Origin of the sequence: Candidatus Frankia alpina (genome assembly GCF_902806485.1) — a bacterium.
Classification (GTDB): Bacteria; Actinomycetota; Actinomycetes; order Frankiales; family Frankiaceae; genus Frankia; species Frankia alpina.
Genome location: NZ_CADCWT010000123.1, coordinates 1 through 14,155 on the forward strand (window position 1 = coordinate 1; position 14,155 = coordinate 14,155).

12 protein-coding genes and 1 pseudogene are annotated in these 14,155 nt (G+C 72.7%); 5 read left to right on the forward strand and 8 right to left on the reverse strand.

Going from position 1 to position 14,155, the window contains the following annotated elements:
* Positions 1-201: 201 nt before the first annotated feature.
* The 4 genes and pseudogenes from G6R25_RS14135 to G6R25_RS30555 all read right to left on the reverse strand — a co-directional run.
* Positions 202-867 (reverse strand): toll/interleukin-1 receptor domain-containing protein, encoded by a 666-nt coding sequence (locus G6R25_RS14135; protein ID WP_163553338.1) that lies wholly within the window; start codon positions 865-867, stop codon positions 202-204.
* A 91-nt stretch (positions 868-958) separates the two neighbouring features.
* The gene (locus G6R25_RS14140; protein ID WP_163553346.1) at positions 959-1,519 is read right to left on the reverse strand and encodes an NADPH-dependent FMN reductase; all 561 of its coding nucleotides are present in this window, start codon (positions 1,517-1,519) and stop codon (positions 959-961) included.
* On the reverse strand, positions 1,446-2,039 hold the full coding sequence (locus tag G6R25_RS30550; RefSeq protein ID WP_163553339.1) for a TauD/TfdA dioxygenase family protein: 594 nt from the start codon (positions 2,037-2,039) through the stop codon (positions 1,446-1,448). Before G6R25_RS30550 ends, G6R25_RS14140 begins: the two co-directional genes overlap by 74 nt.
* 38 nt (positions 2,040-2,077) lie before the next feature.
* Positions 2,078-2,614 (reverse strand): annotated as a pseudogene (locus G6R25_RS30555) (TauD/TfdA dioxygenase family protein); the annotation flags it as partial.
* Between the two features lie 128 nt (positions 2,615-2,742).
* Here G6R25_RS30555 and G6R25_RS14155 point away from each other — a divergent pair.
* Positions 2,743-3,651 carry an SGNH/GDSL hydrolase family protein gene (locus tag G6R25_RS14155; protein ID WP_235948409.1) on the forward strand — a complete coding sequence of 303 codons (909 nt, stop codon included), beginning with the start codon at positions 2,743-2,745 and terminating at the stop codon, positions 3,649-3,651.
* 323 nt (positions 3,652-3,974) lie between these two features.
* On the opposite strand, the gene G6R25_RS14160 is transcribed toward G6R25_RS14155, so the two are convergent.
* The 3 genes from G6R25_RS14160 to G6R25_RS14170 are packed head-to-tail and all read right to left on the reverse strand — an operon-like array spanning position 3,975 to position 6,678.
* Positions 3,975-4,796, reverse strand: a complete 822-nt coding sequence (locus tag G6R25_RS14160) for a class I SAM-dependent DNA methyltransferase (RefSeq protein ID WP_235948411.1) — start codon at positions 4,794-4,796, stop codon at positions 3,975-3,977.
* Between the two features lie 32 nt (positions 4,797-4,828).
* The gene (locus G6R25_RS14165; RefSeq protein ID WP_163553341.1) at positions 4,829-5,695 is read right to left on the reverse strand and encodes a class F sortase; all 867 of its coding nucleotides are present in this window, start codon (positions 5,693-5,695) and stop codon (positions 4,829-4,831) included.
* The gene (locus G6R25_RS14170; protein ID WP_235948413.1) at positions 5,692-6,678 is read right to left on the reverse strand and encodes a DUF4397 domain-containing protein; all 987 of its coding nucleotides are present in this window, start codon (positions 6,676-6,678) and stop codon (positions 5,692-5,694) included. Before G6R25_RS14170 ends, G6R25_RS14165 begins: the two co-directional genes overlap by 4 nt.
* Before the next feature lie 952 nt (positions 6,679-7,630).
* Here G6R25_RS14170 and G6R25_RS14175 point away from each other — a divergent pair.
* The 3 genes from G6R25_RS14175 to G6R25_RS29690 all read left to right on the forward strand — a co-directional run bounded on the left by G6R25_RS14175 (position 7,631) and on the right by G6R25_RS29690 (position 10,132).
* Positions 7,631-7,921 (forward strand): hypothetical protein, encoded by a 291-nt coding sequence (locus G6R25_RS14175; protein WP_163553343.1) that lies wholly within the window; start codon positions 7,631-7,633, stop codon positions 7,919-7,921.
* A gap of 203 nt (positions 7,922-8,124) precedes the next feature.
* Entirely contained in the window at positions 8,125-9,546 is a 1,422-nt protein-coding gene (locus G6R25_RS14180; protein WP_336501482.1) for a serine/threonine-protein kinase, read from the forward strand.
* Positions 9,547-9,841: 295 nt separating this feature from the next.
* Positions 9,842-10,132 (forward strand): hypothetical protein, encoded by a 291-nt coding sequence (locus tag G6R25_RS29690; protein WP_336501484.1) that lies wholly within the window; start codon positions 9,842-9,844, stop codon positions 10,130-10,132.
* An 82-nt stretch (positions 10,133-10,214) separates the two neighbouring features.
* Here the strand turns inward: G6R25_RS29690 and G6R25_RS14185 are convergent, their stop codons facing one another.
* Complete coding sequence (locus G6R25_RS14185; protein ID WP_163553344.1) at positions 10,215-11,342, reverse strand: carboxylate-amine ligase; 1,128 nt, start codon at positions 11,340-11,342, stop codon at positions 10,215-10,217.
* A 441-nt stretch (positions 11,343-11,783) separates the two neighbouring features.
* Here G6R25_RS14185 and G6R25_RS14190 point away from each other — a divergent pair, with 441 nt between their 5' ends.
* Positions 11,784-14,003: an NADP-dependent isocitrate dehydrogenase gene (locus tag G6R25_RS14190; RefSeq protein WP_163553345.1), complete on the forward strand. Its 2,220-nt coding sequence runs from the start codon at positions 11,784-11,786 to the stop codon at positions 14,001-14,003.
* Positions 14,004-14,155 lie beyond the last annotated feature (152 nt).

Here is a 14,155-nt window from a genome sequence, read left to right on the forward strand (position 1 = left end):
ATCCGTCACCAGATCGCTTGAAACCACAACTCAACGACACCTAACAAAGCCCTACTAGAAGCTCTCGACCATCAGCGCGAAATGCCGCCATTTCGGCGAGTACGGCGGCTCGGGGTCGACCTCGTCGTCCTCGCACGTGGCGAAGTACGACTGGCACGCCGCCGTGTTCACGTCGCGGCGGCCGGGGACCAGCGCCAGGCGCTACCGGGACAGCCCCCATGAGCCGAGCAGCTCCTCGACGTCGACCGCGCTGTCCTCCCGACCGACCCGCAGCCCGGGCAGGTGCAGTACGGTCACCGCCTCGCGCGGCCCGGCGTCGCTGCCGCGGCCGGGGAACGGGGGTGGGCCAGCGGTGGCCGGCTTCGGCGATGGCACGCCGCCACCGCTGGTGGTGATGGTGACGGAGACGGGCCCTGGGCAGGGGATCTGGTCGGTGGCGCCGGGACGCCGTGGCCCGTGCAGACCGGTGACCAGTCGCCGCTCGGCCTCGCGCTCGTCGCAGCCCACCAGGTCGACGTGGGACAACCGAGCCAGCAGCGGTGACGGCTCGCAGGCGGCGACCAGCACCGGGACGAGGAAGCCGTCTCGCTGCTGAGCCCGCGTCAACGCGGCCTCGTGTTCGGCCCGGCCGTAGGTGGCCGGATCGAAGTAGTGCGGTGACACGATCGCCACCATTCGGTCCGCGGTCGCGAGCGCGGCGTCCATCCGCCCGATGAAGCTGCTGCCCGCGGGCCAGTCCCACTCGTCGTATTCGACGACGAAGCCGGACCGGCCGAGCCGGTCCGCCACCCAGCGGGCCCACGGCCGGTCCGGACCCGCCACGCTGATGAACAGCCGCCCGCCGGGCCCGCCGGCTACGCCCCCCATGAACGCAACGTGGCAGATTCGGTGCGATGCGCGCAATCCGGGTGTTCCGCCGGCTCGTTTGGATCGCCGTTGGCGGCGGCTCCGTCGCCGATCAGCTCTGGAACGGTTCGACGGTGCGGGCGCGGTGCAGTGCCCGGCCCCACCAGCCCATCCGGTCGAGCAGCGCGGTGGCGGCGGCGGCCGGTGCGGCGCCGGTCGTCACCCGGCCGTCCGGGGCGAAGTCGGCGGCGTTCGCGCTGTGGAAGCTCACGCCGTCGCGGACGGTCACGGCGTGCTGCTCGGCGAAGACGGCGCGTAGGTGTTCGACGGCCCGCAGGCCGCCGTTCATCCCGCCGTAGGAGACGAACCCGACGGGCTTGGCGAACCACTGCTCGCGGTAGGTGTCGATGAGATGCTTGAGCGCCGCCGGGTAGCTGTGGTTGTACTCCGGGGTGACGACGACGAACCCGTCCGCGGCGGCGAGGCGTTGCCCGAGCGTGCGGACGAGCCGCTCGGACGGCGTGTCGGGGGCGACGGCCAGGTCGGCGGGCAGCGGGAACTCGGCCAGGTCGAGGACGTCGAGGTGGACGTCGTCGCGGTCACCGGCGCGGCCGGCGAACCAGCCCGCGACGGCCGGCCCCAGCCGCCCCGCCCGCACGCTGCCGACGATCAGGGCGAGGGCGAGTGGGCGGGGGGCCTCGTCGGTGGGGGTCGGGAAGATCGGTGGCGGCGAGGTTGGCACAGGACGGCCTCCATCCAGGCGTCGCGTCGGGTGCCGTGGTGGTCACCCGATCACGTTCACTCAGCCTGGAAGATGAACCCGACTTCATGTCAAGGGCACCGCTCCCCACGTCCACCGCTCGGCGTGGTCCGCTTCGCGCGGTCACGGGTGCAGCGCGGCGATGCAGATCCGCACGAGGTGGCGGGTGCCGGCGGACCAGCGGATGCGCGACGATGGAGCGTTCGTCGCCGGGCTCGCGTTTCACCCCGAGACCGTGGGTGATGTACCGGCCCGTCGCCAGCGCCCGCACCTGTGGGGTCAGCGCCTGGTAGGCGGCGACGCCGCTGGCCCACAGCGTGTCGTTGCCCGCGGGCGGCCCGCGCACGGCCCGCAGGACCGTTGCCTCCGGCGGCGGGGGCAGGCTGCTGGCGTCGAAATGCCAGCCGACGCTGCCGCCGTGGACCTCATGCACGCCGGGTCGACGACGCTGGTGAACACCAGGATCGGCCCGAACGCCTCGGCGAACGCGACCTGGCCGGCCGTGTCCAGCGACTGGTCCCGCCAGACCAGGACCCCGTGCTGGAAGAGAAGCGTACGGATCAGTGCACGTCGTTCCGGGGTCAGGTCCGTTCGGAGGTCCATTCCGGTGACTTCCGCGCCGAGTGTCGGAGACAGGGGTCGGATGGCGAGGTCGGCGGTCGCCGGAGACATGTGTCGAGTCAATGCACTCGTCCATGGGCGATGGGCGTGGATGGCTGGGCGCCGGACGTGGGCCGGGCGTGGGCCGGGCGTCGAGGGCAGGCGGGGAGCCCGGCGGAACGCCGACGGTGACCGGAACCGTCGAGGTCGCCGGCGTCGAGGCGGCCACGGCCACCGCCGCTCACGGGCTTGCCGACGGCATGCGTAGCTGGACCGGATTCGCGCGCCCCAACCGGGCGGGCACCTCTTCGGCGAGGGCGACGTGGGCAGCGAACCACATCTGTCCGGATGCCGGGATCGGTTCACTGTTACAGCTGGGTAAAAACCGCAGGTGGCGTTCTCCGGCATTCGACCGGAAGGTGCGGTGATAGTCGTCCGTTCCCGGAGTGCTGTCGGCGGTGATGCCGGGGGTCCCGTCGAGGCCGGCAGGCGGGGCCTGCGGATCGGCTGGCGGCGGCGACGCCCGCGGGTAAAATTTGGCCTGCCTGCGGCACTGCGGCACGCTGCTGCCACCCACCGCCCGCGTCGCGTTCGGCGGGCATCGCCCGCGGGTGGCCGGAGGGGGAGCGATGATCGGGCGAGGCCGGTTGCTGCTGTCGGCGGGGGCCGCGGGCAGTGGCGCGTTCGTGGGGGCGGGCGTCGGGGTGTGGCGTCTGGCGCTGTATCAGGGCAGCACGGCCGACGGCCGGGTGCGACCGCTGACCACCCCCGCCCCGCCGGTGCGCGAGTTCTACGGCAATCCGACGCACTCGCCGTTCACCCTCGGGATACTGGGCGACTCCAGCGCCCAGGGCACCGGCGTGCACGACTACGACGAGACCGTCGGCGGCTGGCTGGCCCGAGCCCTCGCCGCCGGCGCCCTCGCCGCCGGCGACGGCGGCGACGACGGCGGCGGCGAGGGCCGGCATGTGCGCGTCGTCAGCGCCGCCAGCGACGGCGCCCGCGCCGAGCACCTGGCCGCCCAGGTCGCCCGGGTCACTCCCGCGGCGCCCGACCTGGCCGTCATCTCCATCGGCGTCAACGACATCCGCAATCGCACCTCCCCGGCGGCCGCCGCCCGCCACCTCGCCGATGCCGTCGTCGACCTGCGCCGCAGCGGTGCCGAGGTGATCGTCGGCACCACACCCGACCTGAGCGTCATCTCCGCCGTCCGCTCGCCGCTGCGCGAGGTCCTGTGGCTGCTCGGCCTGCTACTCGAGCGGGCGCAGACCCCGGCGGTCTCCGCTGCCGGCGGCATCCCGGTAACCCTGCGTACCGCCGTGTCGCGGCACTTCGCCGCCGACCCGACCTTGTTCGCCCCGGACGGCCTGCACGCCTCCCCCCGGGGCAACGCCCTCATCGGCGCGCACCTGCTCGCCGCCTACCGATCTACCCTGCGGGGCTGAACGAAGGAGCCCGAACCAGGGCGGAGCAGTTTGCGGTGCGTTTTGTACGGTCTGAGCCCGGCGGATCGTGCGCATCGCACCGCAATGCCTCCCGCGTACCGCAATCGGCCGTTACCGGTGGATGTTCGGGGTCTGAGGTTCGACGGCGGGGTAGGTACGACACCACAACCGTCACCCAACGTTGATTATCAACGACCCCGAGTAGGTAAGTCCTATCGTGTCCAGCCGGCGATGATCTTCAGTAGGCGTGGCGCGGTTCGGCGGAACACCAAGATCGCCGGCCGGAGCCAGGGTCGGGTGCCATGGTCACCGCGACCGGCCGGTCAGGCGGAGGCGCGGTGGACGCTCACAGCGTATCCGGGGGCATCGGCGGGCCTTTCGCCGCCGCCGTCGCCGCCGTCGCCGCCGTTGCCGTGGTCGGGGTGGTCGTCGTCCGTCTCGTCCGGCCCGACGGGGATGCCCTGCCAGGTGGCGAACCGCTGGTCGAGGGTGAGCCCGGCGGCGGTGCACCAGCCGTCGTAGTCCATCAGCCCGAAGGGAGCGGCAGGCAGGGGGAGGTGCGCCGCGTCGAGCCCGAACCCGGCCACGAGCAGGCCATCGGGGGCGAGGCGGCGGGCGAGTCCGCACAGGACCGCGGCCTCCGTCCCCGGGGCGAGCAGCGCGATGACGTTGCCGGCGGCGACGATGAGGTCGAACGGCCCGTCGGTGGCGGGTGAGATGGCGGCCCGTTCGGGCCGGCTGAACGGGCTGGGTGCGTCCAGGCCGGCGAGGTTGGCCCCGACAGAGTTGTCCAGGTCGGCGAGGTCGGCGAGGTCGGCGAGGTCGGCCAGGTCGGCGAGGACCCAGCTGACGGCGGCGGACCGGTCTCGGGCCACCTCGAGCATCGAGGGGTCGGCGTCGACCCCGACGCACCGGTGGCCCAGCTCCGCCAGCCGGATGGCCACCCGACCGGTGCCGCAGCCTGCATCCAGGATTCGGGACTCGGCGGGCACCAGCCCGTGGCAGAACGCCGCCTCGCCGTGCACGTCGACTCCGGCGGCGGCGAGCTGCGCGAACCGGTCCGCGTAACGCCGGCCCGACCTGCCTGCGGTGAGTGACTCCCAGCGGGTCGTCACGCTGGGATTGGTCTGATCGGGAGCATCCACGTCCCAGCTATACCGAATTCGCGAGACATCGGTCAGACGGGAAGGGCGAGAACGATCAGGTTGTCACGGTAGCTGTGCGTGGCGGTGTTGAACGCCCCGCCGCAGGTGATGAGGGCCAGGCGGGGCGGGCCGTCCGTCCGGAAGACACCCGTGTCCGCCAGCCTGGTCTTCACTACGTGCCGCCGGGTCACCACCCGGTAGTCGTGCTTCGTGCCGTCGGCGCTCGCGACGACGATCAAGGCCCCTATCTCGACCCGGCTGAGCGGGTAGAGGGCGCCGGGGCGGCCGTTGTAGTCGACGTGCCCGGCGAGCACGACCGTCCCCGACGAGGCACCGGGGGCCCCGCCCCCTGCCCACCATCCCAGCGTCGCAGGGTCGAGCGGGACGTTGAGCACGCGCGTGGTCGCGTTGACGGAGGCCACCGTCACCGGCGCCGAGATGCCCAGGCTCGCCACGGCGACGGCCGTCGGCCGGCGTCGTAGGACCGCCTGGACATCAGTGGACGGTGACGGCGACGGTGACACGGCCGCGGCCGCGGCGCCCGTTCGGGTGGAACTCGCGAACGCCGCCGGCCCCTGCGACGCGGCCGGCCCCTGGGAGACGGCCGACGTCGCGCCTGCGGCGAGCGAACCGACGTCGCCGGGGGGTCTCGACGCCACCCATCCGGCCATGCCACTGCCGCCGACGACGCCCGCGACCGTCGCCGTGACCACCAGAAGGCGGCGGCCACGGCGACGTCGACGGGTCCGCGCCAGCCGGGTGCCCGGCGGCCTGGGCCGGTCCGGCCCACCCGTGACCAGCTCCTGGCTCGCGGTCGGCGCGGTCGGTCCGTCCGGTCCGTCCGACCCGTCCTCGGGCGGCGGACCGGCGGTCGCCGTTTGTCGGCGAAACTCGATCATCCCTGTCGGCGAGCCAGCCACGCTCGGCGGCGCTGCCACCCGAACAGGACCCCGGCCGATCCGACCGCGAGGCCGAGCGCCCCGATGGCCAGCACGGGCGGATGATCGTCATCCGCGGCCAGCCCGCTGTTGCCGGCATTGATCGAGGTGGGCGAGTTCGCAGCCTGGTGGGACAGCCAACTGTAGGAGCCGTTGCCACCGACGATGTAGAGGTTGGTCGTCGATCCAGGCTTGGTCGGCACCGTCTGGGCCGGCACCAGCGGCTTGCCCGTGGTATCCGTGACCGTGTGCGGCGTGCCGCCACCGGGGGTGCCGCCACCTGGGGTGCCGCCGACACCGGGCGTGCCGCTGCCACCTGGGGTGCCGCCACCGGGTACGCCGCCGACACCGGGTACACAGGGGACGCTGTCCTTGGGCTTGTCGGTGACGCAGGGCACGCTCCCGACACCAGGCACGCCGCCGACATCAGGCACGTCCACGACGGGCGGACCGACGTAGACGCAGGGGAGGCCGTCCTTGGTCTTGCCGGTGATGAGGCAGGGGACGATGTTGGCGGCGACCTCAGGCGAGACAGGAGGGAAGGTCTGGACGACCTGACCGGTCTTCGGGACCTCGCCGACGTACTTGCCGTCGATCTTGATCTGGCCGGCCGTCAGCGCCGCGACGTCGCGGACGACGATCGCCGAGGTGTTGGCCGGCCAGGTCGCGCTGGTGGCGTCGTCGTAGACCCGCGCGAGAGGCTTGCCCGCGGCGTCGAGACCTACGGCGACCGAGAGCCGGGTGCCCGGGTGGACGGCGACGTCGGTGGCGATCGGCGGTGTCACGCTCGCCGACTGGCCGACAGGCCGGATCTCGACGCGGTGGGCCCCGGCGACCAGCGGCTTCGGGTCCGCGACCTGTTTAGCCACCAGGTCCTTGATCAGGGTCTGCCCGTCCATGGTGACGTCCGCCTTCATATCCGGCAGCCCCTGAACCAGCGTCACCAGTCCGGCATCCTTGTTCGGCGTTGGGGTCGCTGACGCCACGCCGGGCAGACCCAACGTCAGACATCCCGTCGCCGCCACGGCGCCGATCGTTCGAGCGCCCGCTCTCAGATGAGAGCGTGTGATCCATTGCATTACTTTGAGCTCCCGGCGAGGTCATCCAGAAATCTGGGCATTTGCACCTTACCGCGGCGGGCTCGGGATGAAGATAGGGATCCCCGCTGCTCCGACTCGAGAAGATTCACGCGCGTGCATATGGCCTTGCTCGGAGTGTTGGGCGAGGTCGACCGCGCGCACTTCGCCCGCAGTTCGGGGGCGAAGTGCCAGTTCAGAATGGTCGAATCGGCGTCGCCGACGAACGGGGTACCCCGCGGTGGGGAGCGATACGAGGGACGTCCGGGGCGCCCCTCGGTCAAAACTGCGATCGAAGTCGCGCCTTTGGTGGCGCAACCTTCTTCTGCTTGAAGGCGTGTCAAGTGCCGTCCGCACGGGTCGAACTGAGCCCTTTCGGGCTGTTAATCAACGAGATTATGCGATTTCGGCCTGTCGGGGTGCATCGCGCATCGGTTGTCGGTCCGCCATGGACCGAGGGCTGAAGGTTGAAAGTGGCTACCGGAAAGGGCTCCCGGAAAGGGAGTAGCCCGATTGCGCCGGCCTCCGCTGGCCACGGAGAAGGGGACGGCGGGCGAGGACGGCTGCTGGCGCTTTCGACGATGGCGCCCGGCCGGGCCTGCCGAGGGCCCCCCGAATGGGCGGGTCGCCCTCCACGGGAGCCGCCGGCCGGCCGCGTCCTGCGGGTCGGCGCCCCGCTGACGTCCCGCCTGGCCGTCGACGTGGGCGTGTTCATCATTTCCGGGCCGACCCGGCGAGGCACGCTGTCGACGTATCGTCCCTGGCGGCGATCGCACCGGCAAACGGCCGGTGGCGGCCGCTACCAGAGGGAGAGACCGGAATGCCCACTGACTCAGCCGACGCCGTCGAGCGCTGGCAGCGCGCCTTCGAGGCCCGCGACTCCGCCGCCGCGGCGGCGGCCTGCCTGGCCGAGGACGCCGTCGTCATCGACGCGATCGAGTTCCACACCGTCGTCGCCGACCCGGCCCGCCGGACGCGGGCGCTGTTCTACCGAGGCCGGTGCGGACGCCAGGAGTTCCCCCCCCTCCGCGACTACAAGATAATCAACGCTGTTGACGTGATCCGACACGGCACCGAATCGGCGGCGAGGGGCATGTCCGGCAACATCTGAAGCCCGCCGCCCGCACGCGGGCGGCGTCCGCGGCCGATGGCTCGCGGCCTCTGGCGGCGACGCGGCGTCCCGCACCGGTGCCGCGATCGGATTGTGGAATTGTGGGGGAACTCTGCGCGCGATTTTACCCATCATCCCGGTTTCCCCGTCAGAGGATGGGCATGGCGGTGAAGTCCTTGAGGATCAGGGGGGCAGTGCGAGCGATGGCCACTGACCGCGCCGCGGGCCAGGAACGTCGGCTCGCCGGTCGCTACCGGCTCGGGCGCGTGCTCGGAAGCGGTGGCGGCGGCGTCGTCCGTGAGGGCGAGGACACCCTGCTGCGCCGACGGGTGGCCATCAAGGAGGTCCGCCGGCCGCCGGTCGCCTCCCCGGCCGAGCGGGCGATGCTCAGCGAGCGGGTGCTGCACGAGGCCCGCGCCGCCGCCCGGCTGCGCCACCCCGGCCTGGTGACGGTCTACGACGTCTTCGACGCCGAGCACCACACGTGGATCGTCATGGAGTACGTCGACGGCGCCTCGCTCGCCGACCTCATCCGCGCCGCCGGTCGGCTGCCCGCGCTGGAGGTGGCCCGCGTCGGCGTCAGCCTCGCCTACGCCCTGGAGGCCGCCCACCGCGGCGGTGTCGTGCACCGCGACGTCAAGCCGGGCAACGTCCTCGTCACCGCCGACGGGCAGGCGCGGCTCACCGACTTCGGCATCGCCGTCACCGAGGGGGATGCGACCCTGACCGAGGCGGGGATGCTCGTCGGCTCGCCTGCCTACATCGCCCCCGAGCGGGCCCGCGGCGCCCGCGTCGGCGCCGCCGGCGACGTGTGGGGGCTCGGCGCGACCCTGTTCACCGCCGTCGAGGGGGTGCCGCCGTTCGAGGGCGAAGGGCGGCTGGCCATCCTCGCGGCCGTGGTGGAGGACCGGCGCCGACCGTTCCAGCACAGCGGCCCCCTGCGCGGCGTCCTCACCGAGCTGCTCGACTCCGACCCGGCGCGGCGCGGCGCCCGTCGCTGGCCGAGGCCCGCGGCCGGCTGCGCGAGATCGCCGACCGGCTGGAGGAGGCCGATCACACCCTCGGCGGGACGCTGGTGGAGATCCCGCAGCCCGACTTCGACGACGCGGACCCACCGCCGTCGGCGGCGGACCGGCCGCTGGCCGCAGCCGCGGCCGCGATCCCCGCCCTGGCCGGCGCATCCGCGGCCGAGGCGCCCCCCGGGCCGGCGGGTCAGCCCGCCCCGAGCGACCGATCCGCCCTCGCCGGCAGCTCCGTATCCGCCGCCGACCAGCCCGGCCCTGCCGGTGGACCGAGCCGGGATGCTCCGCCCGCCGCTGCCGGCCAGCCCGGTCTCGTCGGCGCATCGCGCTGGGATGGTCCGCCTGGTTCCGCCGGCGAGCCTGCTCCGGTCGGTACGTTTGCCCCCGAGGGTGGGCCCGACTCGCCGGGACCTGACGCGGATCGCCCGGCGCGTCGCCGGCGTATCGTGCTGTTTGCCGGGGTCGCGGTGGCGGTGCTCGTCGCCGCGGCGGTCGTGCTCGGCCTGGTTCTCACCGACGGTGGCTCGAACCCGTCCTCGCCGGCCATCGCCGCGACCACGCGGCCCACCGCCACGGCGTCGCCGGCACCGCGGGCATCGGTGACACCCGCCGCGAGCCCGAAATCGGCCACGGCAACGCCCACGGGCGGCCTGTCACCGACGAGCACCCCGTCGGCGCGGGCCACCGAGACGCCGTCGGCGCAGGCGGGCGATAACCTCGGCGCGCTCATCCCGGACACGACCGACCCCGCCGACCCCCCCCCGACGGCTACGCCACCCACCGGGACGCTGGCGGATGGTCGGCGGCGCTGCCCCCCGGCTGGCGGATCTCCGCACGCGGCAACGGCCGGACGACGACCGCCACCGCGCCGTCCGGCTACCCGGAACTGCTGATCGAGGTGCAGCCGAAGGCGGGCCCCTCCGCTATCGGCGCCTGGTACGACCAGGAGCCGGCGGTCCGGCGGAGCTCTGCCGGCTACCACCGCCTGTCCATCCGCCCCGCCGACGGCGGCGCCGGGACCAGCGCCGCGATCTGGGAGTTCACCTTCAGGACCCTTCACGTCCTCGACTTCGGCGTGGTACGCAACGGGCACGGCTACAGGCTGCGCTGGCGCGTCCCCGACGAGGACTGGGACGCCGCCCTCGGCCAGATGCGCACCATCGTCGCCTCGTTCCGCCCCGGCCCGTGAGCCGCCGGCCGGCGGGCGCGGTCGGCACGCCGTCAGGCGCCCCGGTCGGCGTCCGGTCAGGCGGGCTCCGGTCGGGGTCAGGTCAGGGGGAGGCCACCGTGATGGTCTCGTGGATGACGAGGTCGACGACATCGTCGATGTGGCCGCGGCGGGCGTAGGCGGCGCGCTGGCGGTCCGCGCCGGTGCCGCGGGCGAACAGGTCGTCGACGAGGGCGGCGACCGCGTCGGCGTCGCCGGTCGCCGACAGCTCCGCATCGACCCGTTCGACGAGCCGGTCGACCATCGCCCGGGCGCGGACGAGCTCGCCGCGTTCGAGGTCGACGAGGTCACCGGACACCCCGTGGCGCGACGCCCGCCAGCCGGCGGCACGCAGCAGCTCCGGGCGTACCGGCGGGGCCGGTTCGCCCGCCGCCCATTCCCGCGCCGCCGTCGACACCAGTGCTCGGGCCAGCGCGGCGAGCAGGACGGCGTCGTCGACGGACAGGCATACGTCGGCGACCCGCAGCTCCAGGGTCGGGTAGTGGTGCGACAACCGGGCGTCGAAGTAGATCATCCCGTCGTCCAGGGCGGCCCCGGTCCGGATCAGCAGATTCGCAATCCGGTCGTACTCGGCGGGCGAACCGAACGCGCCGGTGGCGCCGGCAGTGGGCCAACGCTGCCAGACCTGGGTGCGGTAGCTGGCGTAGCCGCTGTCGGCGCCCTGCCAGAACGGCGAGTTCGTGGTCATCGCGACCAGCACGGACAGCCACGGTCGCAGCCGGTCGAGCGCGCCGACGGCCTCCTCGCGCGAGTGCACCGCGACGTGCACATGGCAGCCGCAGGTGAGCTGCTCGCGGGCGGTGAGCCCGAACTCCTGGTGCATCCGCTGGTAGCGCGGCTTCAGGGTGAGGGTCGGCTGGGTCGGCGTGGGGCAGGTCGCGGTGGCGGCGAGCGCCACCCCCTCGGCCTGCGCGGCCCGTGCCGCCGCGCGGCGCAGCTCCACCAGCGACCCGCGCAGCCCGGCGAGGTTGATGTGCGGTGCCGAGCCGCTCTCGACCTGCTCGCGGGTCAGCTCGACGTCGAGATCCCCGCCGCCCGGCGCCCTGCCGGGGCCGTCGCGGTCCTGCCGGGCCAGCACCTGCGACGCGGCGGCGCGCACCGCACGCCGTTCGGGGTCGACGAGGACGAACTCCTCCTCGACGCCCACGGTCCGTACGCCATCGGTCGTCATTACCATCTGCTACCCCGCCCGTACCGCCCCACCCGAACCGGCCGTGCGGCGAGTGGCGTGCGCCGCCATCGCCGTCCCATGGCCTATCTCACACAGCGCCGGCCAACCTTGCCCTTCCGGAGGGACGAACCGGACACAGCGTGCCTGGGGCTCGAATGTGCCGCAGAGCCGGCCGTCTGCGGGAGACCCCGGCGAACCGGGTGTCATACACTTCCCCGCGGCGACTCGCCGACCCCCACGGTGTCGATTCCGCGTTCCGGTCCGGTGGACGCGTTGACCTGCGTGTCCATTCGCGGCCTCCGCATCCACGGTGCTGATCGTGACTACCCGGCGCCGGCTCGTCGACGAGCACCCGACTGTACCCATCGCTGCGATCAAGGTAGGGGCGCTCACGCGGCATATCTTGATACCCAGACGGAGTAGACGTGAAGCGGAGTGCCGGTGACTGATTCGACGATCATCTATACCCACACGGACGAGGCCCCAGCCCTGGCCACGTACTCGTTCCTGCCGGTGGTGCAGGCGTACGCGGCGACGGCCGGCGTCCAGGTAGAGAGCCGCGACATCTCCCTGGCGGGGCGGATCATCGCCAGCTTCCCCGAGCATCTCGAACCCGGGCAGCGCATCGACGACGCGCTCACCGAGCTCGGTGAGCTGACGAAGACCCCCGGAGCGAACATCATCAAGCTGCCGAACATCTCGGCGTCGATCCCGCAGCTGCGGGCGGCGGTCGCCGAGCTGCAGCAGCAGGGCTACGCGCTGCCGGACTACCCGGACGACCCGCGTACCGACGCCGAGCGTGAGATCCGCGCCCGCTACGACAGGATCAAGGGCAGCGCCGTCAACCCGGTGCTGCGCGAGGGTAACTCCGACCGTCGCGCTCCCGCCTCGGTGAAGGGCTACGCCCGAGCGCACCCGCACCGGATGGGCGCGTGGAGCGCGGAGTCGAAGACGAACGTCGCCACCATGGACGCCGACGACTTCCGCTCCACCGAGAAGGCGGTGATCATCCCCGCGGACGACACCCTGCGCATCGAGCTGGTCGGTGACGACGGCAGCACCACCGTCCTGCTGCCGGCCCTGCCGGTGCTCGCCGGTGAGGTGATCGACGCCGCCGTCCTGCGGGTCGCCGCGCTGCGCGAGTTCCTCACCGCGCAGATCTCCCGGGCCAAGGCGGAAGGCGTGCTGTTCTCCGTGCACCTCAAGGCCACGATGATGAAGGTCTCCGACCCGATCATCTTCGGCCACGCGGTCCGCGCCTTCTTCCCGAAGACGTTCGCCGCCCACGGCGCGGCGCTCGTCGCCGCCGGGCTGACCCCGAACGACGGCCTCGGCGGCATCCTCAAGGGCCTCGACGCGCTGCCCGACGGCGCGGCGATCAAGGCGTCGTTCGAGGCCGAGCTCGCCGAGGGCCCGGCCCTGGCGATGGTCGACTCCGACCGCGGCATCACCAACCTGCACGTGCCCAGCGACATCATCGTCGACGCCTCCATGCCGGCGATGATCCGCATCTCCGGCCACATGTGGGGCCCGGACGGCGCGGAGGCCGACACCCTCGCGGTGCTGCCGGACTCCAGCTACGCCGGCATCTACCAGGTCGTCCTCGACGACTGCCGCGCCCACGGCGCCTACGACCCGGCGACGATGGGCTCGGTGCCCAACGTCGGCCTCATGGCGCAGAAGGCCGAGGAGTACGGCAGCCACGACAAGACCTTCGAGATCCCGACCACCGGCACCGTCCGCGTGGTCAACGCCGCCGGCGAGGCCGTGCTGGAGCAGGCGGTCGGCGCCGGCGACATCTTCCGCGCCTGCCAGACGAAGGATGCCCCCGTCCGGGACTGGGTGAAGCTCGCCGTCACCCGCGCCCGCGCCACCGGCGACCCGGCGGTGTTCTGGCTGGACGCCAGCCGCGGCCACGACGCCCGGCTGATCGAGAAGGTCCGGGCCTACCTGGCGGAGTACGACACGACGGGCCTGGAGATCCTCATCAAGTCCCCGGAGGAGGCGATCGCGTTCTCGCTGGAGCGGATCCGCCGCGGCGAGGACACCATCTCCGTCACCGGCAACGTGCTGCGTGACTACCTGACCGACCTGTTCCCCATCCTGGAGCTCGGCACGAGCGCCAAGATGCTCTCGGTCGTCCCGCTGATGAACGGCGGCGGCCTGTTCGAGACCGGCGCCGGTGGCTCCGCGCCCAAGCACGTCCAGCAGCTGGTCAAGGAGAACTACCTGCGCTGGGACAGCCTCGGCGAGTTCCTGGCGCTCGCGGTCAGCTTCGAGCAGTTCGCGATTTCGACGGGGAACGCGCGGGCGAAGGTCCTCGCCGACACCCTCGACCGGGCGACCGCGACGTTCCTCAACGAGGACAAGTCCCCGGCGCGGCGCGTCGGCGGCATCGACAACCGCGGCAGCCACTTCTACCTGTCGCTGTACTGGGCGCAGGAGCTGGCCGCCCAGACCGACGACACCGCCCTCGCCGAGGCCTTCGCCCCCCTGGCGAAGACCCTCGCCGGCGAGGAGAAGACCATCGCCGAGGAGCTGCTCGCCGTGCAGGGCTCCCCGGCCGACATCGGCGGCTACTACCAGCCCGACCCGGTCAAGGCCACCGCCGTCATGCGCCCGTCGAGGACCTTCAACGAGGCCCTGGCCTTGCTCGGCTGACCGACGGCGGCTCAGCCAACCGGCGGCGGCCCGTACCTGCAGGAACGCCGCCCGAGCTCATCGCCCACCCGCACGAGGGCGGGCGATGAGCTCAGTGAGCCATTCCCGGCGTCGATTTGTGAGGTTGGGTAATTGTTGCGGGGTGTGAGTGT